Origin of the sequence: Ralstonia sp. TCR112 (assembly GCF_007997035.1) — a bacterium.
GTDB lineage: Bacteria > Pseudomonadota > Gammaproteobacteria > Burkholderiales > Burkholderiaceae > Ralstonia > Ralstonia edaphi.
Genome location: NZ_VOSS01000030.1, coordinates 67,934 through 92,015 on the forward strand (window position 1 = coordinate 67,934; position 24,082 = coordinate 92,015).

The window sequence follows — 24,082 nt, forward strand, 5'->3', positions numbered from 1 at the left end:
AGGCAAGAACACCTGAATACCTGAACACCTGAGTACCTAGACATTCACACCACAACAATCGACAGGACACACGCAACATGCAATGGGAAGTGGTGATCGGCCTCGAGACGCACACGCAGCTCTCGACGGTCTCGAAGATTTTCTCCGGCGCGTCCACCGCCTTTGGCGCGGCGCCCAACACGCAAGCGGCGCCCGTTGACCTGGCGCTGCCCGGCGTGCTGCCGGTGCTGAACAAGGGCGCCGTCGAGCGCGCCATCGTGTTCGGCCTGGCCATCGGCGCCAAGATCGCGCCCAAGAGCATCTTTGCGCGCAAGAATTACTTCTACCCCGATCTGCCCAAGGGCTACCAGATCAGCCAGTACGAGATTCCGGTGGTGCAGGGCGGCACGCTGACCATCCAGGTGGAAGGCAAGAACGGCCAGCCCGGTTATGAGAAGACCGTGCAGCTCACGCGCGCCCACCTGGAAGAAGATGCGGGCAAATCGCTGCACGAAGACTTTGCCGGCATGACCGGCATCGACCTGAACCGCGCCGGCACGCCGCTGCTGGAAATCGTGACCGAGCCCGACATGCGCAGCGCGGCCGAAGCCGTTGCTTACGCCAAGGCGCTGCACGCGCTGGTGATGTGGCTGGGCATCTGCGACGGCAACATGCAGGAAGGCAGCTTCCGTTGCGACGCCAACGTGTCGGTGCGCCCGGGCCCGGATGCGCCGTTCGGCACGCGCTGCGAAATCAAGAACCTCAACTCGTTCCGCTTCCTGGAAGAGGCGATCAACTACGAAGTGCGCCGCCAGATCGAACTGATCGAAGACGGCGGCACCGTGGTGCAGGAAACGCGCCTGTACGATCCGGACCGCAAGGAAACGCGCTCGATGCGCAGCAAGGAAGACGCGCAGGATTACCGCTACTTCCCCGACCCGGACCTGCTGCCGCTCGTCATTGGCGACGATTGGATCGAGCGCGTGCGCGCCACGCTGCCCGAACTGCCGGCCGCCATGGCCGCACGCTTCGAATCGGCTTACGGCCTGCCGAAGTACGACGCGAGCATCCTCACCGCCACCAAGGCGACAGCTGCGTATTTCGAAGCCGTCGTGGCGGATGCCGGCGCTGCCAACGCCAAGGCCGCGGCCAACTGGATCATGGGCGAGGTCGCCTCGAACCTGAACCGCGCCGACCTGGAAATCGATGCCGCACCGGTCAAGCCTGCGCAGCTCGCCAAGCTGCTGGCGCGCATTGCCGACGGCACGATCAGCAACAACACCGCCAAGAAAGACGTCTTCCCCGCCATGTGGGCCGGCGAACACGGCGCCGATGCCGACGCGATCATCGCCGAGAAGGGCCTGAAGCAGATGTCGGATTCGGGCGAGCTGGAGAAGATCATCGACGACGTGCTGGCCGCCAATGCCAAGTCGGTCGAGGAATTCCGCGCCGGCAAGGAGAAGGCATTCAACGCGCTGGTCGGCCAGGCCATGAAGGCCACGCGCGGCAAGGCCAACCCCGCACAAGTCAACGAACTGCTGAAGAAGAAACTCGGCGCAGCCTGATGAGCACCTCCACGATGAACGCACAAGACGTCGCCAACTACCTGCAGGCGCATCCGGCCTTCTTTGAAGAGCACGCCGAGCTGCTGGCCGCCATTCAATTGACGAGCCCGCACAGCCACCGCGCGGTGTCGCTGCAGGAGCGCCAGATGGAGATCCTGCGCGACAAGAACAAGCACCTCGAACTCAAGCTGTCGGACCTGATGCGCCACGGCAACGAGAACGACCGCACGCAGCAGCGCGTGCACGCCTGGACGACGCGCCTGCTCGGCGAGGCTGACACGCATGCGCTGCCGTACGCCGTGCAGGATGGTCTGCGCGAAATCTTTGACGTGCCCGCTGTGGCGCTGCGCGTGTGGCAGGTGGGCGAAGAATTTGCACACCTGGAAGTCGCGCAGGGCGTGAGCGAGGAAGTGCGCCTGTTTGCAGCGGGCCTGCGCGCCCCGTATTGCGGCGCCAATGCCGGCTTTGAAGCGGCCGGCTGGCTGGATACGTCGGATACCGGCGGCGCGCCGATCGAATCGCTCGCGATCGTCACGCTGCGCGTGCCGGTGCGTGGCGATGCCGATGCCAGCGCCGCGCCGGCATTCGGCCTGCTGGTGTTGGGTTCGCCGGACGCCCGTCGCTTCCATGACGGCATGGGCACGACCTACCTTGCGCAGATCGGCGAACTGGCCGCTGCCGCGCTCAACCGCCTGCGCGACTGAGCGCAGCCCGCCGCATGCCGCAATCTGCATCCGCCGATGACCATGGCGCTCGGCCGCCGCATCCGCAGATTGCGGCGTACCTTGACGCGCTGAAGTTCGAGCGGCAGCTCTCGCCCCACACGCTGGAGAGCTACACCCGCGAGTTGGCCGTGCTGCAGCGCCTCGGTGCCCAGCACGCCGCCAACGTCGATCTCACGCAACTGCAGTCCCACCATATCCGCCGCATGATGGCGCAGCTGCACGGCGACGGTTTGTCGGGCCGCAGCATTGCGCGGGCGCTGTCGGCGTGGCGCGGCTGGTTCAAATGGATGGCACTGCGCGATGCCGCCGTCACCGCCAATCCCGTCGATGGCGTGCGCGCCCCGAAGAGCCCGAAGCGGCTGCCGAAAGCGTTGTCCGTGGAGCAGGCTGTCGCGCTGATGGAGCAACTGCCCGGCGACGATGCGGAGACGGTGCGCGACCGCGCCGTCAACGAGCTGTTCTATTCATGCGGCCTGCGGCTCTCTGAGCTGGTCAGCCTCGACCTGCGTCACGTGAAGGCCGGCGTGTATGAATCGGCGAGCTGGCTCGATCTGGAGGCGCGCGAGGTACAGGTGCTCGGCAAGGGCAGCAAGCGGCGCACCGTGCCGGTGGGCACCAAGGCGGCGGAGGCGCTGGCTGCATGGCTGGCGGTGCGCGAGCAGCTTGCCAAGCCCGACGCAGCACCCGAAGACGCGCACGCGCTGTTTCTCTCGCCGCGCGGCAAGCGGCTGGCGCAGCGGCAGATTCAATTGCGCATGAAGCGCAACGCCATCGCGGCGGGTGTTCCGGCGGATGTGCATCCGCACGTGCTGCGGCATTCGTTTGCCACGCACATGCTGCAGTCGTCCGGTGATCTGCGCGCGGTACAGGAACTGCTCGGCCACGCCAGCATTGCCAGCACGCAGGTTTATACTTCGCTCGATTTTCAGCACCTGGCCAAGATCTACGATCAGGCGCATCCCCGCGCAAAAAAGAAGTAGCGCATTGCCCGAGCCATCGGGCACCCCATCCCCAGTCGTATGCAAACCCTGATTCTGAAGCCCGGCAAGGAGCGCTCGCTGCTGCGCCGGCACCCGTGGATTTTCGCCAACGCCATCGATCGCGTGGAGGGCAAGCCGGCCTCCGGCGCGACCGTCATCGTGCGCGCGCACAACGGCCAGTTTCTGGCGCGCGCCGCGTTCAGCCCCGTTTCGCAGATTCGCGCGCGCGTGTGGAGCTTTGATGAATCGGAGCCCATCGACCACGCGTTCTTCAAGCGCCGCATTGCCGCGGCCGTGGCGTACCGCCGCGCGTGGGTGCACGACACCGACGCCGTGCGCCTCGTCATGGGCGAAGCCGACGGCCTGCCCGGCCTGATCGTCGATCAGTACGGCACAGGTGATGCGGGCCAGCTCGTCTGCCAGTTCAGCGCCGCGGGCGTGGAGCACTGGAAGCAGGCGATCGTCGCCGCGCTCATCAAAGAGACGGGTTGCCCGAACGTCTACGAACGGTCGGACGTGAGCGTGCGCGAGCGCGAAGGCCTGGAGCAGATGACCGGTGTGCTGGCCGGCGCCGAGCCGCCCGCCGATCTGTCCGCCACCGAGCACGGCGTGCGTTATTACGTGGACGTGCGCGAAGGCCACAAGACCGGCTTCTACGTGGACCAGCGCGACAACCGCGCGCTCGTCGGCGCCCTGGCGCGCGATCGCGATGTGCTGAACTGCTTCTGCTATACCGGCGGGTTTTCGCTGGCGGCGCTCAAGGGCGGGGCGCGCTCGGTGGTGTCGATCGACTCGTCGGGCGAGGCGCTGGCGGTGGCAGAGCGCAACGTCACGCTCAACGGCTTCGATCCGGCGCGCGCCGAGTGGCTGGATGCGGACGTCTTCAAGTCGCTGCGCAACTTCCGCGCGGAAGGCCGCCAGTTCGACCTGATCGTGCTCGATCCGCCCAAGTTTGCGGCCTCGGCGCAGCAGGTTGATCGCGCGGCGCGGGCGTACAAGGAGATCAACCTTGTCGGCATGCAGTTGCTGCGCCCGGGTGGCCTGCTGTTTACGTATTCGTGCTCGGGCGCGATCGACGCAGACCTGTTCCAGAAGATCGTCGCGGGTGCGGCGGCCGATGCCAAGGTGACGGCGCGCATCCAGCGCCGGCTGGCGGGCGGCGTCGACCACCCGCTGCTGACGAGCTTCCCGGAAGGCGAATACCTCAAGGGCCTGCTGCTGCAAGTCGGCTAGCAATTTGTCGCAATTTTTGGCTTGTCCCGGCAAGCCGCCATTGCGAAGATGCCGTCCTTCGCTTTCCGCATCACGTCGATGGCTTCCAACGCTGCCCATCACGCGACGGGTTGGGCAGCAGGCCTGATTGCCGCCACCCTCGTCGCACAGGCTTCGCACACTTCCCTCGAACATCTCGGCAGCCTCCTGGCGTTTTGCGCGGCGGTGGCCGGCAGCACCGCGCCCGACTGGATGGAAGTGGCTTGGTGGACCCGTGCGCGCCGGCTCTGGATCACGCACCGCACCGCCACCCATTGGGGCATCGGCTGGCTGGCGGTGCTTGTTCTGTCGTACCAGGCGCTGGGCCATGCGCACCTGTGGGCGCCGCTGCTGTTCGGCTTCGCGTGCGGTGGGCTGATGCACCTGCTGGCGGACTGGCCCAATCCGCTGGGTGTGCCCTGGATCTGGGGGCGCCATTCGCTGAACCTGTGGAAGAGCGGCCGCTGCGACCTGATCGTGGTGACGCTGGCGTGGGTCGCGGCATGCTGGCTGGTGCGGCCGCTGTGGGCGGCCACGGCAACGCGGGTGTGGGCTGGTTCGCCCACGTGGCGCGATGAGCCGATCGCCTCGACATCGTCTGATGGAAGCCGGGCCCGCGAACGACTAAGTTGGAACCGCCGGACGCCATGCGTCCGAATCCAACTCCGTTTGCGCAAGCGTTGCGCAAACGCCCTCACCGGGAGTCGTCGATGACACTGGATGTGACGCGCAAAGACCCTCGCTACAACACGCTCAAACATGGCTTCAACCTGCGCTGGCCGTCGACGGACGCGCAGGCCGCGAGCCGCATCGCCCTCATTGAAAAGCCCGACGACGTGGCGCCCGCCGTGCAGCGCATCATCAACGCGGGCCAGCGCCCGACCGTGCGCAGCGGCGGACATTGCTACGAGGATTTCGTCTCCAACAACCCCGACGGCACGATCGTCGACCTGAGCCTGCTCGCCACGCCCGAAGTGCGCGCCGACGGGTCGGTGCGCATTCCGGCCGGCACGCAGAACTGGAACGGCTACCTGGAGCTGTACAAGCGCCGCAACGTGACGCTGCCCGGCGGCTCCTGCTATTCGGTGGGCGCGGGCGGGCATATCTGCGGCGGCGGGTACGGGCTGCTTTCGCGGCTGCAGGGCCTGACGGTGGATTGGCTCTCGGCCGTGGACATCGTCACCGTGGACAAAACCGGCAAGGCGGCTGCCCGCACGGTCGACGCGGCGCACGATCCGGATCTGTTTCGTGCATGCCGCGGCGCGGGCGGCGGCAACTTCGGCGTCATCACGGGTTACACCTTCGCCAAGCTGCCCGAGGCGCCGCAGGAAGTGGCGCTCGCCACCGTGGCGTTCGACTGGGCGACCATGACGCCGCAGCGCTTTGCCGAACTGCTGCGCATCTACGGCGAGTACTGGGAGACGCGCGGCAAGGATCCGGACACGTGGGGCATGTTCTCGCTGCTCAAACTCACGCACAAATCGTCGGGGCAGATCGTGCTGCTCACGCAGTTCTGCAACCCGGACGCACGTGCCGCGATCTCTCCGTCCTCAATGATTTTCTGGGCCGCTTCCAGGCTTGCGCGCCGACGCCGGTCAAGGGGCGCCCGCCCGGCTACGGCCCTGCGCACAAGCAGGGCGTGGGGCAACTGCTCTGCTCCAAGCCGCACACCATCGTGCAATACGACTGGCTGACGGCCACGCAGTACCTGAACGGCTCGGGGGCCAATCAGCGCGGCAAGTACAAATCGGCCTACATGAAGCGCGGCTTCACGGCGCGCGAGGCGCAGCGTATCTACGCCCACCTCACGCGGACCATGCCGGGCGTCGATCTGAGCCAGTCGTTGCTGCAAGTCGATTCATACGGCGGCGCCGTCAACAAGGCCGAGCGCATTGGCGACACCGCCGTGCCGCAGCGGGCGTCGATCATGAAGCTGCAGTACCAGACGTATTGGACGTCCGCGACCGATGACGCCGGCCACCTGCGCTGGATCAGCGATTTCTATCGCGACGTCTACGGCGCGCCCGATGTGCCCGCGCCGCACAGCGGCACGCCGTACCCGGGCGACCGGTACGAGGGCTGCTACATCAACTACCCCGACGTCGACATGCTCGCCTACCCGTTCTGGCCGCAGCTCTACTACGGCAGTGGCGACCTGTACGCGTTTCTGCAGGATGTGAAGCGCCGGTATGATCCGAACAACATCTTCCACCACGCCATGTCCGTGCGTGTTTGATGGAGCCATCCAATGACCAATCGTCTTCGTCGAACTTTCATGCAGTGGACCGGTAGCTTGCCTTTGCTGGGCGCTCTTCCCAAAACCGTCATGGCCCAGGCGGGCGAGCAACCCGCCGCGTCGGGCGCGCAGCCCGCAGGCAATGCACGCGCTCCCCGCTTTGCCTATGTCGGTACGTACACGTTCAACGCGCCGGGCGGCACCGCCGGTGGCCCGGCCGCGCGCGGCATCTATGTGCTGGCACCGCGCGGCGATGCGTGGACGCAGGTGCAGGTCGTCGAGAGCGCCAATCCGTCGTTCCTGGCCGTGCACCCGAATCAGCGGTTCCTGTACGCCATCAACGAACTTGAGGTGTACGAAGGCCGGCCGAACGGCAGCGCCGAGGCCTATGCGATCGACGCGCGCGACGGCAGGTTGACGCTGCTGAACCGCCAGCCGCTGTCACTGTCGGGCACGAACCCGGCGCACGTGGTCGTGTCGCCGGATGGCAAGCACCTGTGCGTGTCGATCTACAGCGGCGGCGCGTACAACCTCCTGCCGATCGGCGAGGACGGCAAGCTCGGCACCGTCTCCGGCATCTTCAAGGACACCGGCTCCGGCCCCCGCCCCGAACAGGAGGCGCCGCACGCGCACATGATGCTGTTCGACACCACCGGCCAGCATGTGATTGGCACCGACCTGGGCACCGACCGCATCAACGTGTTTGCCATTGAGGGCGGCAAGCTTGCCCCGCGTGACCGTGCGCAACTCAAGCCCGGCAGCGGCCCGCGCCACCTGGCATTGCATCCGCAAGGCAAGCTGCTCTACGTCATCAACGAACTGGAAGGCTCGGTCGCCTGTCACGGTTACGACCCCGCCACCGGCCACGTGCAGGAAGAGCGTCAGCGCATTTCCACCACCCCTGCCGACTACACCGGCCAGAAGAGCGGCGCCGAGATCCTGATGCACCCGTCCGGGCGGTTCCTCTACGCCAGCAACCGGAAGCTGAAGTCCGACCACCCGCTGGCCGACAGCGTGGCCGCATTCAGCATCGATGCCTCAGGCAGGCTCGCGCCGCTTCAATACTGGAGCGAGGGCGTGCACTTTCCGCGGGCGATGACGATGGCGCCCGACGGCAGCCACCTCTACGTGCTCAACCAGAAGGGCGACACCATCCTGCGGCTGCGCATCGACGGGCAAACCGGCAAGCTGGACCAGCCGGCGGTGGTGGCGAAGGTGCCGACGCCGGTGTGTCTGGCATTTGCGACATAGGCGCTGCCGCCGCGCGAAAAGAAACCCTGGGCGGTGCAAGGCCGCCCAATTGCAACTCAATTGCAGCAACCCGCGCCCCGTGGGACAATCCCGCGCATGAACACGCCGGCCCCGCGCGACGATCTCGCCACTTCGCAATCCAGTTCGCCTGAAGAGGCTGCCCGCGCACGCTTGCGCGGCCTGGGCAGCCGTGTGACCGAGCCCCGCGTGCGCGTGCTGGCCGTGCTGATGCAGGGCGCCGATGCGCTCTCGCACCAGGCGGTATGCGATGCGCTGCCGGACGACTCCGGCATCGACCGCGTGACGGTCTACCGCGTGCTCGACTGGCTCGTGGCAGGCGGCATCGTCCACAAGACGGCCGGGGCCGATCGTGTCTTCCGCTTCAGCCTGGCCGAGCACGACGCCGCGCGCGAAGCGGCGCACCGCTCGCACAGTCACTTCCACTGCACGCAATGCGGGCGCGACTTCTGCTTGGAGGGTGCCGAGCCGCCGGCCATGCCCAAGGCCGCCCTGCCCGCCGGCTTCGCAGCCGACCATGCCGAACTCACCATCAAGGGCGCTTGCGCGGATTGCGGGCATCTGGCGTCTCATCACAAGACAGGAAACGCATCATGTCCAAAATGATCCCGGTCACCATCCTGACGGGCTTTCTCGGCAGCGGTAAGACCACGCTGCTCAAGCGCATCCTGACCGAACAGCACGGCATGAAGATCGCCGTGATCGAAAACGAGTTCGGCGAAGAGAACATCGACAACGACATCCTCGTGCAGGACGGCAACGAGCAGATCGTGCAGATGAGCAACGGCTGCATCTGCTGCACCATCCGCGGCGATCTGGTGAAGGGGTTGTCCGATCTGCTCACGCGCCGCGACAACGGCCAGATCCAGTTCGATCGCGTCGTCATCGAAACCACCGGCGTTGCGAACCCCGGCCCCGTTGCCCAGACGTTCTTCATGGACGACGAGATCGCCAGCCGCTACCTGCTGGATGCCGTCATCACGCTGGTCGACGCCAAGCACGGCAACATGCAGCTCGACAAGCAGGAAGAGGCGCAGCGCCAGGTGGGCTTTGCCGACGCCATCTTCATCACCAAGAGCGACTTGGTGTCCGCCGAAGACGTTGACGCGCTGCGCCACCGCCTGCTGCACATGAACCCGCGCGCCCCGATCCGCACCGCCAATTTTGGCGACGCGCCGATCGACACCATCTTCGATCTGCGCGGCTTCAATCTGAATGCCAAGCTGGAGATCGACCCCGACTTCCTGCGCGAAGACGGTCATGATCACAACCACGATCACGATCATGACCACGCCTGCTCGGCCGATTGCGATCACGACCACGATCATGAGCACCACGGTCACGGCCATCACCACCATCACGGGCATGCGCACCATACCGACCGCATCGCCTCGTTCGTCTTCCGCAGCGAACGGCCGTTCAATTACACCAAGCTGGAGGAGTTTCTCTCCGGCGTGCTGAACATCTACGGCGAGAAGCTGTTGCGCTACAAGGGCGTGCTCTACATGGAAGGCGTCGACCGCAAGGTCGTATTCCAGGGCGTGCACCAGCTCATGGGCAGCGATGTGGGCGGAAAATGGGACGGCGAGACCCCTTCCAACCGGATGGTGTTCATCGGTGTCGACCTGCCGCGCGAAACGATTCTGAAAGGATTGGAGAACTGTCTGGCCTGATCCGACCGCTTTCCCCCTCCTTTTGGGTGGCCCCGCCGCGCGCTTTCAGGCAGAATCCGGGCCGGATTTCCTGTCCGTGTTTCTCCGATAGTTCAGTTAATATCGTTCAGCTACAATAGGTCGATTTAGAAGCACGTCGTCCGAAGCACGTCCGATAGGAGAGCAGGCGATGGTGACTAAGACCAAGGAAGGACGCGGCGCCAACGGCGGTGCCGGGCGGTCCATCATGGAGTCGGCAGCAGCCCAGGCTGCGCCAGCCACCCGAAAAAAAGCGGCAGGGGGCGCCGCTGCGGGAGAGGCAAAAGGAGGCGCGCGGGGCGGCAAGTCCGCCGCCAGCCAGAATGAGTCCGACGCATCCCCGCGCAAGGACGACGCGACAGCCGAGACGGCGCGCGATTTACCAGGATCATCTGCAGCAACCATGAGCAGCAAGAAACTACTCACCGAAGCCGAAATCCTGAAGATGAGCGACAAGGATTACATGAACGAGGCGCAGCTCGCCTTCTTCAAGGACCGGCTTGTAAAAATGCGCGACGAAATTCTCGCGAACGCCAACCAGACCACCGAGCACCTGCGCGAGACCGTGATCGTGCCGGACCCGGCAGACCGTGCCACCATCGAAGAGGAGCACGCGCTGGAGCTGCGCACGCGCGATCGCGAGCGCAAGCTGCTCAAGAAGGTCGAACAGTCGATCGCCCGCATCGATGCCAACGACTACGGCTATTGCGACGAAACCGGCGAGCCGATCGGCATTCCGCGCTTGCTGGCTCGCCCGACGGCCACGCTGACGCTGGAGGCGCAGGAGCGCCGCGAAAAGCGCCAGAAGTTGATGGGTGACTGACGCACGCGTCGCATTTGTCTGACGCATTCATTTGATTTGGCAGCCCGGTAACTCACCGGGCTGTTTGCTTTGTTTGGCCACGAACCGAGGCCGCTGATCATGTCCCGTCCGCTTCCCGTTACCGTGCTGTCCGGCTTTTTGGGCGCCGGCAAGACCACGCTGCTCAACCACGTGCTCGCCAACCGTGAGGGCAAGCGCGTGGCCGTGATCGTCAACGACCTGTCGGACGTCAACATCGACGCGCAGCTTGTCGGTGATGGCACGGCCACCAGTGCGCAGCTTTCGCGCACCGACGAGCGCATGGTGGAGCTGTCCAACGGCTGCATCTGCTGCACGCTGCGTGAAGACCTGCTCGACGAGATCGCGCGCCTGGCCCGTGAAGACCGCTTTGACTATCTGCTCATCGAATCGACCGGCGTGGCCGAGCCGCTGCCGATTGCCGAGACGTTTACGTTTGAAGATGCTGAAGGCGACGTGCTGTCGGACCTCGCGCGGCTGGACACCATGGTCACCGTCGTTGATGCGCAGCACTTCCTGGCCGACTACGACGCCGCTGATTTTCTGTCCGATCGCGGCCAGGCACGCGACGAAGACGACGACCGCACCGTCGTCGACTTGCTGATCGAACAGGTGGAGTTTTGCGACGTGATCGTGCTCAACAAGATCGACCTCGTGAGCGACGCCGAGCGCGAACGCCTCGCCGGCATTCTGCATTCATTGAACCCGCGGGCGCGCATCGTGCCGGCATCGTTCGGCAAGGTGCCGTTGGACGAAATCCTCAATACGCATCGTTTCGATTTCGATGCCGCATCGGCGGCGCCTGCGTGGCTGGCCGAGCTGCGCGGCGAACATGTGCCCGAAACTGAAGCGCTCGGCATCGGCAGTTTTGTCTATCGCCGCCGGGTGCCGTTTCATCCGCAGCGCCTGTGGGACCTGATGCATACCGAGTGGCTGCGCGAACACGGCCGCGTGTTGCGTTCGAAGGGCTATTTCTGGCTCGCTTCGCGGATGGACACGGCGGGCAGCTGGGGGCAGGCGGGCGGCGTCATGCGCCACGGCGGCGCGGGCGCCTGGTGGGCTGCGGTCGATGAAGCCGAGTGGCCCGACGAGGAAGAAGCCCGTGCAGACATCGCGGACAAGATGCACGACAACGGTGCGCTCGCGCAGTGGGGCGACCGCCGTCAGGAGCTCGTGTTTATCGGCACGGACCTGGACGAAGCTGCGCTCATCGCGCAACTCGACACCTGCCTGCTGACCGACGCTGAATTGGCCGCCGGGCCCGAAGCGTGGGCCGCGCTGCCCGATCCATTCCCGGCGTGGGCCTACGACGACCACGACGATGACGACGGCGACGACGATCACGATCACCAACACGGTGACGACTGCGACTGCGGGCACCATCACTGAGCACGCAGACCCCCTGCTTCATCGACGTTGACACCGGCGTCGTCCGGTCCTGACAATCCCCGAACGTTTTGCTTTCGTCACGAACCATCGGGGAGTCGTCATGCCGGTCCTGCGTCTGCTGCGCGCCGCAAACCTGGTCGCAGCGCTGTCTTTTGCCACGGCGCTTTCGGCGCTCACGCCGATCGCGTCGCATGCCCAGCCGGCCTCCACGCTGGTGATTGGGCTGTCGAGCGACATCACATCGCTCGATCCGCACTTCCACAACGTCACGCCCAATTCGAACGTTGCCGAGCATATGTTCGAGGCGCTGATCGCCAAGGACGAGAAGATGCGCATGAAGCCCGGCCTCGCCATGTCGTGGAAAGCCCTGAGCGATACGGTGTGGGAGGTGAAGCTGCGTCCGGGCGTGCACTTCCATGACGGCAGCGAGTTCACCTCGGCCGACGTCGTCTATTCGTTGGCGCGCCCGGCCACCATCAAGAACAGCCCGTCGCCGTTTACGATCTACACGCGGGGCTTCAAGGAGGTGACGGCCGTCGACAAGCTGACCGTGCGCATCACCACGAACGGCCCGTACCCACTGGTGCCGAACGACCTGTCGACTATCTACATGGTGTCGAAAAAAGCCGTTGAAAAAGCTGGCCCGGACGACTTCAACAATGGCCGCGCCATGGTCGGGACCGGGCCGTACAAGTTCGTCTCCTTTAGCCGGGGCGATCGCGTGGAACTCGCGCGCTTCGACGGTTACTGGGGCAAGAAGCCGCAATGGCAGCACGTGACGCTGCGCATTCTGACGGCGGACGCACCGCGCGTGGCGGCGCTGCTGGCTGGCGACGTGCAGGTCATCGAGAACGTGCCGAGTTCCGACATCAAGAAGCTGTCGACCAACCCGGCGGTGACGGTGTTCAAGATGCCGGTGTTCCGCATGATGTATCTGCATATGGATTCGAACCGCGATGTGTCGCCGTTCGTGACCGACAAGGCAGGCAAGCCACTGCCGAAGAATCCGCTCAAGGACGCACGCGTGCGCGAGGCGATCTCGCTGGCGATCTCGCGCCAGGCCATCGTCGACCGCGTGATGGAAGGCGCGGCCGAGCCGACCGGGCAACTCGTCAACAGCGCGTTGTTTGGCCACGTGCCTGGCCTGAAGGCACCCGCGGCAGACCCGGCCGCAGCGAAGAAGCTGCTCGCCCAGGCCGGCTACCCCGATGGTTTTGCCATCACGCTGCACGCCACCAACAACCGTTATCCGAACGATGACCGCGTCGCGCAGGTGGTCGCATCGATGCTTTCCCGGGTTGGCATTGCCACCAAGGTGGAGACGCTGCCGTCGGCGTCATTCTTCACGCGGGCGAACAAGCTGGACTTTTCGTTCCTGCAGGCCGGCTGGGGCGCGGATACGGGTGAAGCCAGTTCCAGCCTGAAAGCGCTGCTGGCGACGTACGACCCGGCGCGTGGCTGGGGTGCGTCCAATCGCGGGCGCTATTCGAACCCAGCACTCGACGCCAAGCTGACCGAAGCGCTGCAGACCCTGGACGACAGCAAGCGAGAGCGGCTCCTGCAGGAAGCCACGGAAATCGGCATGCGCGATTACGGTGTGATTCCGCTCTACTTCAACATCAACGTGTGGGCGGCGCGCAAGGGCTACACGGTGATGCCGCGTCTTGATGAGCGCACTTACGCCTTCGACGTCACGCGCTAAGCGGGGAGCAAACGGCGTAAGAAGCGATTTCCGGCGCACAAAAAGTGTGCGTTGTGGCGGAAATCAGGCTTGAAATCCTCCGGGCTGGCGTCAAGTATGAAGTTCTTTGGCCGGCCCGCTGGGGGCCGCGCCAAGCCGGACCCTAGGAACAAGCGCATGGAACAGTATCACGGCACCACCATCGTCAGCGTGCGGCGCGGCAACCAGGTTGCGCTCGGCGGCGACGGGCAGGTCACGCTCGGCAACATCGTCATGAAGGGCTCGGCCCGCAAGGTGCGCGCCATCTACGACGGCAAGGTGCTGGTCGGCTTCGCCGGCGCCACCGCCGACGCTTTCTCCCTGCTCGACCGTTTTGAAGCCAAGCTGCAGAAGCATCAGGGTAACCTGCTGCGCTCCGCCGTCGATCTCGCCAAGGACTGGCGCACCGACCGCGCCTTGCGCCACCTTGAGGCGATGCTGATCGTCGCCGACCGCGAAGCCACGCTCATCATCACCGGCAACGGCGACGTGCTGGACCCCGAAGGCGGCATTGCTGCCATTGGCTCGGGCGGCTCGTATGCCCAATCGGCCGCCAAGGCCCTGATGGAGAACACCGACCTCGCCCCGCGCGATGTGGTGGAAAAATCGCTGCGGATCGCCGGCGAACTCTGCATCTATACCAACACCAATTTCGTGATCGAGACGCTCGAATAACGAACGCCCCCATCGACAGGATTCCCATGTCTGAAACCATGACGCCGTCGGAAATCGTCTCCGAACTCGACAAGCACATCATCGGCCAGCACAAGGCCAAGAAGGCTGTGGCCGTGGCGCTGCGCAACCGTTGGCGCCGCCAGCAGGTGGGAGACCCGCTGCGCCAGGAAATCACGCCCAAGAACATCCTGATGATCGGGCCGACCGGCGTGGGCAAGACCGAGATCGCGCGGCGCCTCGCCAAGCTGGCCGACGCACCGTTCATCAAGATCGAGGCGACGAAGTTCACGGAGGTCGGCTACGTCGGCCGTGACGTTGACACCATCGTGCGCGATCTCGCCGAGATGGCGGTCAAACAGACGCGCGAATCCGAGATGAAGAAGGTGCGCGCCAAGGCCGAAGATGCGGCCGAGGATCGCATCCTTGACGTGCTGATCCCGCCGCCCCGCGACATCGGCTTTGCGCAGCCGGAAGAAAAGGATTCGACCGCGCGCCAGACCTTTCGCAAGAAGCTGCGCGAGGGCCAGCTCGACGACAAGGAAATCGAACTGGAAGTGTCGGCCGGCGTGCCCAGCATGGACATCATGGGACCGCCGGGCATGGAAGACATGACCGAGCAGATCCGCTCGATGTTCGCGGGCCTGGGCCAGGGCAAAAAGAACCGTCGCAAGATGAAGGTGAAGGAAGCCTTCAAGCTGCTGATCGACGAAGAGGCCGCGAAGCTCGTGAACGAAGATGAGCTGAAGCAGAAGGCGGTCGCCAACGTCGAGCAGAACGGCATCGTGTTCCTGGACGAGATCGACAAGATCGCGAGCCGCAGCGAATACGGCGGCGGCGAGGTATCGCGCCAGGGCGTGCAGCGTGACTTGCTGCCGCTGGTGGAAGGTACGACCGTCAACACGAAGTACGGGATGATCAAGACCGATCACATCCTGTTCATCGCGTCGGGCGCGTTTCATCTGTCCAAGCCGAGCGATCTGATTCCCGAACTGCAGGGCCGTTTCCCGATTCGCGTGGAGCTGGATTCGCTGTCGGTTGAGGATTTCCGGGCGATTCTCACGCAGACGGACGCGAGCCTGACCAAGCAATATCAGGCACTGCTGAAGACGGAAGGTGTCGACCTTGTGTTTGCCGAAGACGGTATCCACCGCCTGGCCGAGATCGCCTGCTCGGTCAACGAGAAGGTCGAAAACATCGGCGCTCGCCGCTTGTACACGGTGATGGAGCGGCTGCTTGAAGACCTGTCGTTCCATGCGCACAAATCGTCAGGCGAGACCGTGACCATCGACGCCGCGTACGTCGACGAGCGCTTGAACGAGCTGTCGGGCAACGAAGATCTGTCGCGCTACGTGCTGTAAGCATGTAAGCAACGCATTCCATATGCATTTCGGGCCGCATCGGAGACGATGCGGCGTTTTCTTTGGAGGCCGCAAACCTAGGCGCAGCAAGGGTTTGCTCAGAATCACCCGGGGTCGGGTCCGTTATCTGCTGAAGAAGGTGGTGCCGCACAGACAATGCGCGCCGCGCACCTGGCGTGCGCGATTCCAATCACGACAAGGAGAGAAGCGTATGAAACCGATCCAACGCCTGGCCCTGTGTTGCGTGCTCGCCTGCGCCCCGTTGGGCATTGCCCACGCCCAACTCACTCCCGCGCCGACCGGCCCCGCCGGTGCCTCCGCACCGAACGATGCCAAGCGCGCCGCTTACGACAGTGCCGTCAAACAAGCCGATGCCAATTACAAGGCCGCCAAGGACAAGTGCGATGCGATGAAGGGCAATGACCGCGACGTCTGCCGCGCGCAGGCCAAGGGCGATTACAACGTCGCCAAAGCCAACGCGATGGTGGAGCGCGATGGCACTGAAGCCGCCCGCAACCGCGCCGCCAAGGAAAAGGCGGAGGCCGACTACGACGTCGCCAAGACGAAGTGCGATGCCATGAAGGGCAACGAAAAGGACACCTGTGTGAAGGACGCGAAGGCTGCCTACACGCGTGCCAAGGCCGGCGACGAAGTGAGCCATGCCAAGGCCACCGGCGACGCCAAGGACGTCAGCGAAGCGCGCCGCGATGCCGTCAAGGACACCAACGACGCCAATTACAAGGCCGCGAAGGAGCGCTGCGACGCCATGTCGGGCGATGCCAAGACGAAGTGCCAGAACGACGTGGCTGCCAAGTTCAAGAAGTAAGCCACCCTGAAAGGTCGACACGGGCGGCCTGCGGGTCGCCCATGTTTTGTTTCAATCTCTCACTCGCAACGGAGGACGTATGAACTGGGACCAGATCGAAGGTAAATGGGATCAAGCCAAGGGCAAGGTCAAGGAGAAGTGGGGCCAGCTCACCGACGATGACCTGACCGTGATCCGCGGCAAGCGCGACCAGCTTGCCGGCAAGATCCAGGAACGTTACGGCTACACGAAGGAGCGCGCCGAAGACGAACTCAAGGCGTGGGAGCGCGACACCCGCTGGTGATGCCGCGCTGATGTAGCCTCGCGGCCGGCGCTTATTTGGCGACCGGTCGCTTGCCCAGCTTGCGCTGCAGCGTGCGCCGGTGCATGTTCAGCGCCCGCGCCGTGGCGGAGATATTGCCGCCGTGTTCAGCCAGCACGCGTTGGATGTGCTCCCACTCCAGGCGCGCGACGGACAGCGGTGCTGGGTTTTCCATGGTCTGCTCGGCCACGGCTTCAGACACGCCCACCTGCAGCGCAAGCAGAATCGAATCGACATTGGCCGGCTTGGCCAGGTATTCGTCAGCCCCGAGCTTGACCGCCTGCACGGCCGTGGCAATGCTCGCGTAGCCCGTGAGGATCAGCATGCGCGCGTCGGGTAGCGCCTGGCGCAGCGGGGCAATCCAATGCAGGCCGGAATCCGTGCCGCCATGGGGCATCAGGCCCTTGTCGCTGGCGGCCAAATGCAGATCGACGGTGACATACGAGAACCGCGTCTGGCGCGCCAGGGCCAACGCCTCGCCGCCGGTGTGGGCGATCTGCGGAGCAAAGCCGCGCCGCGTGAGCGCGCGCGCCAGTGTCTGCGCAAAGACATCGTCGTCGTCGAGGATCAGAAAGGGGGCGGGCTGCTGCATGGTGTTCTCCGGGGCCGTACGCGCACGGGGCTGCGTCAGGCCGTCTCGTTATGTGAAGAGGGTGGGCGCGCCCATGATGGGCGCGGCCGCGTGTTCCATCGGACCGCCGACCGGCAGTCGGAGTTCGGCAATGGCGCCTTGCGGCGGGTTCGGACGCAGCACCACGGTACCACCCAGGCGGCGCGCGGTGGTCGAGGCCAGGTACAGTCCGATGCCGTGACCGCCGTGGCGGCTGGGCACCGGTGTGCGGCCGAGCGACGTCCGCAGGTCTTCCGGCAGACCCAACCCCGTATCCACGATCGACAGCACGATCTGCGGCGGCATATCGCGGAGCACGTCCGGGTTGGCGTCGATCTTGGCGGTCAGCAGCAGCGGCACGAGGTCGCGCCCGGCGTGGTGCTGGCTGCGGGCGGCGTTGTCCAACAGGATGGTCAGGATCTGGCCGACGTTCACTGCATCCAACGCCACCGCTTGCGCGGCAGGCGACGTCTCAGTGTGAAGGCGGATGTCCGGATGCCGCAACTGCCATGTCTGCGTGAAATCCGGAAGCCATTGGCCAAGCGGTTCGGGCCCGCCGTCGCTGGGTTTGCGCTGCAGGCGCGCCAGGGCGGCGCGGCACAGTTCGAGCTGCTGTTCGATGGCGCGCAGGTCTTCGCGGTACGGGCCGAGCGGAGAATCGGGCTGCTTCGCGTCGTGCTGCAGCTCGCCGGTGATGACGGCCACCGTAGACAGCGGCGTGCCCATCTCGTGCGCCACGCTCGCGCCTTGCGACATCAAGGCTTCGATGCGTTGCTCGCGCAGCAGTCGCTCGCGTGCTTCGGTCAGCTGCGCCTCGCTCTCGCGCAGCGCGGCGGACAGGCGCGCCGTAAAGCCGGCGATCATCGCGCTGCTGGCCACGAAATCGATCCACATGCCGGCCAGGTGATACGCCACCGCATCGGCCTGGTTTGCCAGTTTCAGCGGGATGTAGTTGCCGAGCATCATGCTGTAGGCGGCCAGCGCGTAGAGCGTCAGGCCCACCACATGCGCGATCGGCAGCATGGCCGCAGCAATCGCCAGCGCCGGCAGATAGAACGAGACGAACGGGTTGGTCGCGCCCCCCGTGAAATACAGCAGGGCGGACAGCGCGGTCAGGTCCACCAGCAGCTGAACGGTGATCTCGATATGCTGCACGGGCCGGTTGCGCCGCACCCGCCATCCGGTGAGCAGGTTGAACAGCGCATGCAGGCCCATCACGCTCAGCAGCGGCACCACCGGCAGTTGCACGCCAAATACCAGCGGTGCGAGCAGCATCAGGACCAACTGCGTGGCCAGCAGGCTCCATCGCAGCCAGAAGAGGCGGCGCAGACTGGATGCGTCCAGCAGTGGCGCGGCAAGAGACAGGGTGGAAAGCATGGTGGACAAGTGTAAACGTGCGCACCGCGCGGTTCTCCGTGCGGCGATGCGTCAATCAGCCGCACAATTGTGCACCCAACCTATCTCCCCACAAACGCTGTGCTTTAATGCGCAGCACGTTTGTCCCGACAGGAGCCCTTGATGATGACGTCCCGATCGATCCGTTCTTCCGCTCGCCTGACTGTGCTTGCTGCTGGCCTGCTTGCCAGCGCCGCCGCTTTCGCACAGGTCACGGTGCAGGACGCCTGGGTGCGCGGCACGGTGCCGGGCCAGACGTCCAGCGGCGCGTTCATGACGCTGCAATCGGCCGACGGTGCCAAGGTGGTGGGCGTGTCGACGCCCGTGGCCGGCACGGCCGAGATTCACGAGATGAAGATGGAAGGCAACGTCATGCGCATGCGCGCCGTCCAGTCGCTGGAGCTGCCGAAGGGCCAGACGGTGCAGCTCAAGCCGGGCGGCTACCACGTCATGCTCATGGACCTCAAGCAGCCGCTCGCCAAGGACGCCACCGTGCCGCTCACGCTGAAGGTGGAGCTGGCCGACAAGCGCGTCGTCGAGCAGAAGGTCGAGGCGCGTGTGCGCGACCTGACCGCCGGCAACATGCCCGCCATGAACCACGGCGGCGAACACAAACATTGATGGCTTGCGGCGAGTGTCGCTTCAAGCCAAGCAAGGAAGCATTCCCATGGCTAACAAGACACTGGGCACTCGCCAGAGACTGACGTTCCGCATCGAGCCTTCAACGAAGGCCGGCACTGCGCGCCCGCGCAACGTTCTCGTGCCGCTCGCGCGCGGCCGCAAGGCCGGCGCCCACACCGAAGGCGGTCACGCAGAGCGCCAGCGCGGCCGGGCCGAGGTCCGCCGCGCCCTCCGCACGCTGGACGACGACAGCCAAGACAAAGACTGATCAGGTCGCTTCAGACGCTGCCCGCGCCTGCGCAATCGCTTCGCGCAGGCAACGCTGGCAGCGACAGCCCTGCCCGGGGCGCCGCGCGCTGGCCGGCAGCGTTTCTTCGGTCATGCACCAGCACGTCGCGTCGGGCTGCTTACCGTCGCCGATCGCTCCGCAGCGCATCTGTGCGCCGCAGACCGCGCATACCGTGTTGGCGGCAGACGAGGTCACCCTTGGCTGCTCCCGTCTTCGTCTTGCCCAAGCTTGTGCATCGCCTGGCGCAAAAAACCCATCTGATGCGAGAACCGCGTGCACGCATCGCAGGCAAACAGATGCACGCGCAGGCGCAGCCGCTCGCCTGTGGAGAGGTCGCGGTCCATCTTCGACACCAGCATGCGGTGGGCTTCTTTGCAGGTGGGCAATCCCCAGCGGTTCGGCATGGTTGTTCTCTGTGATGCGGCTTAGGTGCGCCTACGGGCGATTCAGGCGGCGGCGGGCTGATTGCCGAACCAGTGCAGATCAAGGCACTCGCGCAGGCGCATGCGGGCACGGTAAAGCAGTGCCCAGGCATTGGTCGCGGTGATCTGCAATTCCTGACAGATTTCGTCGGTTTCGAGCTCCAGCCACTCGCGCATCATGAAGACGCGGCCAACACGTGGCGGCAGCCGATCAACGCACATCTGCAGCACGTCGAAGAACTCGCGCCGCGACAGCGCGGCATCCGGGTCGCCCCAGTCGGACGGCGGGCTGGTGTAGTGGCCGTCGGCGGCGAACAGGCTGTCGAAGACAGCCTCGTCGGACCGCATGCCGGCCTCGTCGGATTCACCGCCCGCAAGCAGCGAGACGCGCACTTCGCGGCGCCCCGAGCGAATCGCATCGATGATCTTGTGCTTGAGGATGCCGATGACGTAAGTCTTGAGCGAGGCGTTGCCGGCAAAGCGCTCCGGGTGCTCAAGCACGGCCAGGATGGTGTCGGCCACCGTGTCTTCTGCCAGGGCCGTGTCGCGCAATTGCAGTTGCGCAAACCGCAGCAGGTGAGGGCGCAGCGCGTCGAGTTGGTCGGGTGCGATGGCCATGTTTCCCCAGGGTGTTCTTTGTCCGCAACGGTTTGTCAGGCACGCAAGCTGCGGCCAGGACCGCGCTAGCTTTTCTTGTAAAATCGCGCCTGCCGAAAATGGGCTGCTGCATTTTGTGCGGCACGCGACATTCGGCGCTCCATCATACCCGCCTCAATCCGCCCATTCCCGGATGTCACCGTCATGACCGCTTCTGCTGCCCCCGACCCTGCTGGCCTCGCCCCCGAACTCGCACACATTGCGCCGGCGTTGAAGGCTGAAATTCTTGCGCAGGCCCTGCCTTACATTCGCAAGTTCCATGGCAAGACCATCGTCATCAAGTACGGTGGCAACGCCATGACGGAGGAGAAGCTGAAGCACGGTTTCGCGCGCGACGTGATCCTGCTCAAACTGGTCGGCATGAACCCGGTGGTGGTGCACGGCGGCGGCCCGCAGATTGACGAAGCCCTGAAGAAGGTCGGCAAGCAAGGCACCTTCATCCAGGGCATGCGCGTGACCGACGAAGAGACCATGGAAGTGGTCGAGTGGGTGCTCGGCGGCGAAGTCCAGCAGGACATCGTCATGCTGATCAACCAATACGGCGGCCAGGCGGTCGGCCTGACCGGCAAGGACGGCGGGCTGATCCGCGCCAAGAGGCTGAAGATGCCGGACCGGGAGAAGCCGGGCGAGTTCATCGACATCGGCTTCGTGGGCGATATCGAGACGATCAACCCGGCCGTGGTCAAGGCGCTGCAGGACGACGCGTTCATTCCGGTCATTTCGCCCATCGGTTTCTCTGACGAAGGCCAGGCCTACAACATCAACGCCGACGTCGTGGCCGGCAAGATGGCCGAGATCCTGAAGGCCGAGAAGCTGGTCATGATGACCAACATTCCGGGCGTGATGGACAAGCAGGGCAACCTGCTGACCGATCTGTCGGCGCGCGAGATCGACGAGCTGTTTGCCGACGGCACGATCTCGGGCGGCATGCTGCCGAAGATTTCGTCGGCGCTGGATGCTGCCAAGAGCGGCGTGAACTCCGTGCACATCGTCGATGGCCGCATCGAGCATTCGCTGCTGCTGGAAATCCTCACCGAACAGGCGTTCGGCACGATGATCCGCTCGCACTGATGCGAACCACCCGGGCGGTGCGGGTGCGTCATGCTGCGCGCACCTTCCCGCGCGAGGTGCCGGCGGGCTCCGCGCCCGCCCGGCAGCCGGTCTGGCTGTTCGACCTCGACAACACCCTCCACCACGCTTCCCACGCGATCTTTCCGCAGATCAACCGGCTGATGACGGCGTACGTGGCGCGCGTGCTCGGCACGGATGACGCCACGGCCAGCCAGGTGCGTGTGGACTATTGGCGCCGCTACGGCGCCACGATTCTCGGCATGGTCCGCCATCACGGCGTCGACCCCGATGATTTCCTGGCCGAGGCACACCGCTTTGAAGACCTGCGCGCCATGGTGCGCGCCGAACGCGGCCTCGCCCAACTGCTGCGCGCCCTGCCCGGTCGCAAGATCCTGCTGACCAACGCCCCGGTTGCCTACGCGCGCGAGGTGCTGCGGCTGATCGGCCTGAAACGCGCGTTCCTGCGCGAAATTGCCGTCGAGCACATGTGGGTGCACCGGCGCCTGCGCCCGAAACCCGATCCGCTGATGCTGCGCCGCTTGCTCGCCCGCGAGCGTATTGCGCCATCGCGCGCCATCCTCGTCGAAGACACGCTTTCTCACCTCAAACGCTATCGGCGCCTGGGGATCGGCACGGTGTGGGTGACGGGCTACCTGCGGCGGGTGCCGCCCGGCGTGCAGCCGACGTCCGCTGCCGACGCATTGCATCCAATGCAAGCTGCGGCCGTTGGCGCGCGTGCAAATTCACCACATCAACCGGCCGCCACACCGATTTTGTTCGCCAACCGGCCCGGCTATGTGAGCGTGAAAGTAAAATCGGTGCTTCAACTAAAACGAAGGCTTGTTCGACGCGGCTAGGCAGTGGTAACTCCGCGCTCAGAACGGGAGAGGGGCCAGGAAGTCATGAGCAACGCGCAAACGGAGTTTCCGACCGCCGAGCCGGTCGCGGACGTCGCCATAGAAGCACCGCCAGTACGCAAACGGCCCCGCCCAGGCGAGCGCCGCGTGCAGATTCTGCAGACGCTCGCCGGCATGCTCGAGCATCCGCGTGGTGAAAAGATCACAACGGCTGGGCTGGCTGCACGGCTGGATGTGTCCGAAGCGGCGCTGTACCGCCACTTCGCCAGCAAGGCGCAGATGTTTGAAGGGCTGATCGAATTCATCGAGCAGACCGTCTTCGGCCTCATCAATCAGATCACGCTACGTGAAGAACATGGCCTGCGGCAGGCGCATGCCATCGCGCACATGCTGCTGTCGTTTGCCGACAAGAATCCGGGCATGACGCGCGTGCTGGTGGGCGATGCGCTGGTCGGCGAAGACGAGCGCCTGCCCGAGCGCATGGCGCAATGCCTGGATCGCATCGAGGCATCGCTCAAGCAGAGCCTGCGCATGGCGGTCACGCAGGGCGCCTGGCCGGCGGATACCGACATCGCGTCGCGTGCCAACCTGCTCGTCTGCGCGGTGCTGGGGCGCTGGCATCGGTATGCAAAGAGCGGTTTCCGGAAGTCTCCGGTGGAAGGTGCGGATGCGCAGTTGCGCGTGCTGTTGGCCTGAGCCGCATCATCTAAAAGAAAGCCCCGCAATGCGGGGCTTTTTGTTGCGCGCGCCGTAGGTCAGCCCACGGTGCGTATCGCTTCCGCCAAGGTATGAAACCGCGCGGCAATCTGCTCCGTTTCCACGTGGCCATAGCCCAGCAGCAGCCCAGGCAGACGGCGCGCATCGTCCTGGTAATACCGTGAGAGCGGCCGCGTGACGACGTCGTTGGCGAGCGCCAGATCCGCCACGGCCACATCGTCGGTGCCGGCCGGCAAGCCCAGCACGAGATGCAGGCCGGACGCGCCATCGTGCACGGGCAGCGCGTCGCCAAACTCGCGGTTGATGGAAGCCAGCAGCGTTTCACGCCGTTCCGCATACACACCGCGCATGCGCCGGATGTGCGAGACGAAATGGCCCTCCGCAATGAAGTCCGCCAGCACCGCCTGCGTGAGAATCTGGCCGCCGCGGAACATCTCCGACAAGCCCGTCGTAAATGCATCGGCCAGCGCGGGCGGCACGACCAGATAGCCGATCCGCAAGCTCGGGAACAGCACTTTCGAGAACGTGCCCATGTAGAGGACGCGCCCCCCTTCATCCAGCCCTTGCAGTGAGGGCAGCGGGCGGCTGCCGTAGCGGAATTCGCTGTCGTAATCGTCTTCGACGATCCACGCATCGG

General features: G+C 65.1%; 25 protein-coding genes and 2 pseudogenes. 21 read left to right on the forward strand and 6 right to left on the reverse strand.

Annotation, left to right across the window (positions count from 1 at the left end):
- The first annotated feature begins 77 nt into the window (after positions 1–77).
- From gatB to FUT88_RS10890, 16 genes and pseudogenes are all read left to right on the forward strand, one after another.
- Positions 78–1,544, forward strand: a complete 1,467-nt coding sequence (gene gatB / locus FUT88_RS10815; RefSeq protein WP_147215041.1) for an Asp-tRNA(Asn)/Glu-tRNA(Gln) amidotransferase subunit GatB — start codon at positions 78–80, stop codon at positions 1,542–1,544.
- A gap of 14 nt (positions 1,545–1,558) precedes the next feature.
- The gene (locus tag FUT88_RS10820) at positions 1,559–2,248 is read left to right on the forward strand and encodes a DUF484 family protein (RefSeq protein ID WP_045787719.1); all 690 of its coding nucleotides are present in this window, start codon (positions 1,559–1,561) and stop codon (positions 2,246–2,248) included.
- Positions 2,249–2,262: 14 nt separating this feature from the next.
- A complete protein-coding gene (gene xerC, locus FUT88_RS10825; RefSeq protein ID WP_147215043.1) occupies positions 2,263–3,249 on the forward strand; it encodes a tyrosine recombinase XerC in 987 nt (328 codons plus the stop codon).
- A gap of 39 nt (positions 3,250–3,288) precedes the next feature.
- Positions 3,289–4,482, forward strand: a complete 1,194-nt coding sequence (locus tag FUT88_RS10830) for a class I SAM-dependent rRNA methyltransferase (protein ID WP_147215045.1) — start codon at positions 3,289–3,291, stop codon at positions 4,480–4,482.
- Positions 4,483–4,560: 78 nt separating this feature from the next.
- Positions 4,561–5,058 (forward strand): annotated as a pseudogene (locus FUT88_RS10835) (metal-dependent hydrolase); the annotation flags it as partial.
- A gap of 152 nt (positions 5,059–5,210) precedes the next feature.
- Positions 5,211–6,736: pseudogene (locus tag FUT88_RS10840) on the forward strand (FAD-dependent oxidoreductase).
- 12 nt (positions 6,737–6,748) lie between these two features.
- Positions 6,749–7,987 (forward strand): lactonase family protein, encoded by a 1,239-nt coding sequence (locus tag FUT88_RS10845; RefSeq protein WP_147215047.1) that lies wholly within the window; start codon positions 6,749–6,751, stop codon positions 7,985–7,987.
- A gap of 96 nt (positions 7,988–8,083) precedes the next feature.
- The gene (locus FUT88_RS10850) at positions 8,084–8,611 is read left to right on the forward strand and encodes a Fur family transcriptional regulator (RefSeq protein WP_147215049.1); all 528 of its coding nucleotides are present in this window, start codon (positions 8,084–8,086) and stop codon (positions 8,609–8,611) included.
- Positions 8,599–9,678 carry a CobW family GTP-binding protein gene (locus tag FUT88_RS10855; RefSeq protein ID WP_147215051.1) on the forward strand — a complete coding sequence of 360 codons (1,080 nt, stop codon included), beginning with the start codon at positions 8,599–8,601 and terminating at the stop codon, positions 9,676–9,678. Before FUT88_RS10850 ends, FUT88_RS10855 begins: the two co-directional genes overlap by 13 nt.
- Before the next feature lie 421 nt (positions 9,679–10,099).
- A complete protein-coding gene (gene dksA, locus FUT88_RS10860) occupies positions 10,100–10,519 on the forward strand; it encodes an RNA polymerase-binding protein DksA (RefSeq protein WP_024977044.1) in 420 nt (139 codons plus the stop codon).
- Positions 10,520–10,618: 99 nt separating this feature from the next.
- Positions 10,619–11,926: a zinc metallochaperone GTPase ZigA gene (gene zigA / locus FUT88_RS10865; protein ID WP_147215053.1), complete on the forward strand. Its 1,308-nt coding sequence runs from the start codon at positions 10,619–10,621 to the stop codon at positions 11,924–11,926.
- Positions 11,927–12,026: 100 nt separating this feature from the next.
- The gene (locus tag FUT88_RS10870) at positions 12,027–13,628 is read left to right on the forward strand and encodes an ABC transporter substrate-binding protein (RefSeq protein ID WP_147215054.1); all 1,602 of its coding nucleotides are present in this window, start codon (positions 12,027–12,029) and stop codon (positions 13,626–13,628) included.
- Between the two features lie 156 nt (positions 13,629–13,784).
- Complete coding sequence (gene hslV, locus FUT88_RS10875; protein WP_015856093.1) at positions 13,785–14,321, forward strand: ATP-dependent protease subunit HslV; 537 nt, start codon at positions 13,785–13,787, stop codon at positions 14,319–14,321.
- A 26-nt stretch (positions 14,322–14,347) separates the two neighbouring features.
- The gene (hslU, locus tag FUT88_RS10880) at positions 14,348–15,679 is read left to right on the forward strand and encodes an ATP-dependent protease ATPase subunit HslU (RefSeq protein WP_102064171.1); all 1,332 of its coding nucleotides are present in this window, start codon (positions 14,348–14,350) and stop codon (positions 15,677–15,679) included.
- 211 nt (positions 15,680–15,890) lie between these two features.
- Positions 15,891–16,505: a hypothetical protein gene (locus FUT88_RS10885; RefSeq protein ID WP_147215056.1), complete on the forward strand. Its 615-nt coding sequence runs from the start codon at positions 15,891–15,893 to the stop codon at positions 16,503–16,505.
- A gap of 79 nt (positions 16,506–16,584) precedes the next feature.
- Positions 16,585–16,788, forward strand: a complete 204-nt coding sequence (locus FUT88_RS10890; RefSeq protein ID WP_024977038.1) for a CsbD family protein — start codon at positions 16,585–16,587, stop codon at positions 16,786–16,788.
- 31 nt (positions 16,789–16,819) lie between these two features.
- Here FUT88_RS10890 and FUT88_RS10895 read toward each other — a convergent pair whose 3' ends face one another.
- Together FUT88_RS10895 and FUT88_RS10900 are read right to left on the reverse strand one after the other, a co-directional pair.
- The gene (locus tag FUT88_RS10895; protein WP_024977037.1) at positions 16,820–17,398 is read right to left on the reverse strand and encodes a response regulator transcription factor; all 579 of its coding nucleotides are present in this window, start codon (positions 17,396–17,398) and stop codon (positions 16,820–16,822) included.
- Between the two features lie 48 nt (positions 17,399–17,446).
- The gene (locus FUT88_RS10900) at positions 17,447–18,793 is read right to left on the reverse strand and encodes an ATP-binding protein (protein ID WP_147215058.1); all 1,347 of its coding nucleotides are present in this window, start codon (positions 18,791–18,793) and stop codon (positions 17,447–17,449) included.
- Positions 18,794–18,937: 144 nt separating this feature from the next.
- On the opposite strand from FUT88_RS10900, the gene FUT88_RS10905 reads away from it, so the two are divergent.
- Positions 18,938–19,432 (forward strand): copper chaperone PCu(A)C, encoded by a 495-nt coding sequence (locus tag FUT88_RS10905; RefSeq protein WP_147215073.1) that lies wholly within the window; start codon positions 18,938–18,940, stop codon positions 19,430–19,432.
- A 46-nt stretch (positions 19,433–19,478) separates the two neighbouring features.
- A complete protein-coding gene (locus tag FUT88_RS10910; protein ID WP_147215059.1) occupies positions 19,479–19,700 on the forward strand; it encodes a hypothetical protein in 222 nt (73 codons plus the stop codon).
- On the opposite strand, the gene FUT88_RS10915 is transcribed toward FUT88_RS10910, so the two are convergent.
- Genes FUT88_RS10915 through FUT88_RS10925 form a run of 3 tightly spaced genes read right to left on the reverse strand, consistent with a single transcriptional unit; the run spans position 19,701 to position 20,761 of the window.
- Positions 19,701–19,916: a cysteine-rich CWC family protein gene (locus FUT88_RS10915; RefSeq protein WP_147215061.1), complete on the reverse strand. Its 216-nt coding sequence runs from the start codon at positions 19,914–19,916 to the stop codon at positions 19,701–19,703.
- Positions 19,913–20,125, reverse strand: a complete 213-nt coding sequence (locus tag FUT88_RS10920) for a zf-HC2 domain-containing protein (protein WP_147215063.1) — start codon at positions 20,123–20,125, stop codon at positions 19,913–19,915. Before FUT88_RS10920 ends, FUT88_RS10915 begins: the two co-directional genes overlap by 4 nt.
- 42 nt (positions 20,126–20,167) lie before the next feature.
- The gene (locus tag FUT88_RS10925; RefSeq protein ID WP_004628241.1) at positions 20,168–20,761 is read right to left on the reverse strand and encodes a sigma-70 family RNA polymerase sigma factor; all 594 of its coding nucleotides are present in this window, start codon (positions 20,759–20,761) and stop codon (positions 20,168–20,170) included.
- Positions 20,762–20,944: 183 nt separating this feature from the next.
- Between FUT88_RS10925 and argB the strand changes: the two genes are divergently transcribed.
- From argB to slmA, 3 genes are read left to right on the forward strand one after another with little or no spacing between them, the layout of a single operon-like run.
- On the forward strand, positions 20,945–21,871 hold the full coding sequence (gene argB / locus FUT88_RS10930) for an acetylglutamate kinase (protein ID WP_147215065.1): 927 nt from the start codon (positions 20,945–20,947) through the stop codon (positions 21,869–21,871).
- On the forward strand, positions 21,871–22,728 hold the full coding sequence (locus FUT88_RS10935) for an HAD-IA family hydrolase (RefSeq protein ID WP_147215067.1): 858 nt from the start codon (positions 21,871–21,873) through the stop codon (positions 22,726–22,728). The genes argB and FUT88_RS10935 overlap by 1 nt, the downstream gene beginning before the upstream one ends.
- Before the next feature lie 45 nt (positions 22,729–22,773).
- Positions 22,774–23,424: a nucleoid occlusion factor SlmA gene (gene slmA / locus FUT88_RS10940; protein WP_027678656.1), complete on the forward strand. Its 651-nt coding sequence runs from the start codon at positions 22,774–22,776 to the stop codon at positions 23,422–23,424.
- A gap of 59 nt (positions 23,425–23,483) precedes the next feature.
- On the opposite strand, the gene FUT88_RS10945 is transcribed toward slmA, so the two are convergent.
- On the reverse strand, positions 23,484–24,082 hold a 599-nt coding region (locus tag FUT88_RS10945), incomplete at its 5' end, for a PLP-dependent aminotransferase family protein (RefSeq protein WP_147215069.1).

Excerpts from the sequence above, each read along its gene's own strand:
- argB (WP_147215065.1), top strand. The coding sequence starts at position 20,945 with ATGACCGCTTCTGCTGCCCCCGACCCTGCTGGCCTCGCCCCCGAACTC.
- FUT88_RS10855 (WP_147215051.1), top strand. The coding sequence starts at position 8,599 with ATGTCCAAAATGATCCCGGTCACCATCCTGACGGGCTTTCTCGGCAGC.
- dksA (WP_024977044.1), top strand. The coding sequence starts at position 10,100 with ATGAGCAGCAAGAAACTACTCACCGAAGCCGAAATCCTGAAGATGAGC.
- FUT88_RS10850 (WP_147215049.1), top strand. The coding sequence starts at position 8,084 with ATGAACACGCCGGCCCCGCGCGACGATCTCGCCACTTCGCAATCCAGT.
- FUT88_RS10925 (WP_004628241.1), bottom strand. The coding sequence starts at position 20,761 with ATGGCCATCGCACCCGACCAACTCGACGCGCTGCGCCCTCACCTGCTG.
- zigA (WP_147215053.1), top strand. The coding sequence starts at position 10,619 with ATGTCCCGTCCGCTTCCCGTTACCGTGCTGTCCGGCTTTTTGGGCGCC.
- FUT88_RS10900 (WP_147215058.1), bottom strand. The coding sequence starts at position 18,793 with ATGCTTTCCACCCTGTCTCTTGCCGCGCCACTGCTGGACGCATCCAGT.
- gatB (WP_147215041.1), top strand. The coding sequence starts at position 78 with ATGCAATGGGAAGTGGTGATCGGCCTCGAGACGCACACGCAGCTCTCG.
- slmA (WP_027678656.1), top strand. The coding sequence starts at position 22,774 with ATGAGCAACGCGCAAACGGAGTTTCCGACCGCCGAGCCGGTCGCGGAC.
- hslU (WP_102064171.1), top strand. The coding sequence starts at position 14,348 with ATGTCTGAAACCATGACGCCGTCGGAAATCGTCTCCGAACTCGACAAG.
- FUT88_RS10820 (WP_045787719.1), top strand. The coding sequence starts at position 1,559 with ATGAACGCACAAGACGTCGCCAACTACCTGCAGGCGCATCCGGCCTTC.
- FUT88_RS10910 (WP_147215059.1), top strand. The coding sequence starts at position 19,479 with ATGGCTAACAAGACACTGGGCACTCGCCAGAGACTGACGTTCCGCATC.
- xerC (WP_147215043.1), top strand. The coding sequence starts at position 2,263 with ATGCCGCAATCTGCATCCGCCGATGACCATGGCGCTCGGCCGCCGCAT.
- FUT88_RS10920 (WP_147215063.1), bottom strand. The coding sequence starts at position 20,125 with ATGCCGAACCGCTGGGGATTGCCCACCTGCAAAGAAGCCCACCGCATG.
- FUT88_RS10870 (WP_147215054.1), top strand. The coding sequence starts at position 12,027 with ATGCCGGTCCTGCGTCTGCTGCGCGCCGCAAACCTGGTCGCAGCGCTG.
- FUT88_RS10935 (WP_147215067.1), top strand. The coding sequence starts at position 21,871 with ATGCGAACCACCCGGGCGGTGCGGGTGCGTCATGCTGCGCGCACCTTC.
- FUT88_RS10890 (WP_024977038.1), top strand. The coding sequence starts at position 16,585 with ATGAACTGGGACCAGATCGAAGGTAAATGGGATCAAGCCAAGGGCAAG.
- FUT88_RS10905 (WP_147215073.1), top strand. The coding sequence starts at position 18,938 with ATGACGTCCCGATCGATCCGTTCTTCCGCTCGCCTGACTGTGCTTGCT.
- FUT88_RS10845 (WP_147215047.1), top strand. The coding sequence starts at position 6,749 with ATGACCAATCGTCTTCGTCGAACTTTCATGCAGTGGACCGGTAGCTTG.
- hslV (WP_015856093.1), top strand. The coding sequence starts at position 13,785 with ATGGAACAGTATCACGGCACCACCATCGTCAGCGTGCGGCGCGGCAAC.
- FUT88_RS10895 (WP_024977037.1), bottom strand. The coding sequence starts at position 17,398 with ATGCAGCAGCCCGCCCCCTTTCTGATCCTCGACGACGACGATGTCTTT.
- FUT88_RS10885 (WP_147215056.1), top strand. The coding sequence starts at position 15,891 with ATGAAACCGATCCAACGCCTGGCCCTGTGTTGCGTGCTCGCCTGCGCC.
- FUT88_RS10830 (WP_147215045.1), top strand. The coding sequence starts at position 3,289 with ATGCAAACCCTGATTCTGAAGCCCGGCAAGGAGCGCTCGCTGCTGCGC.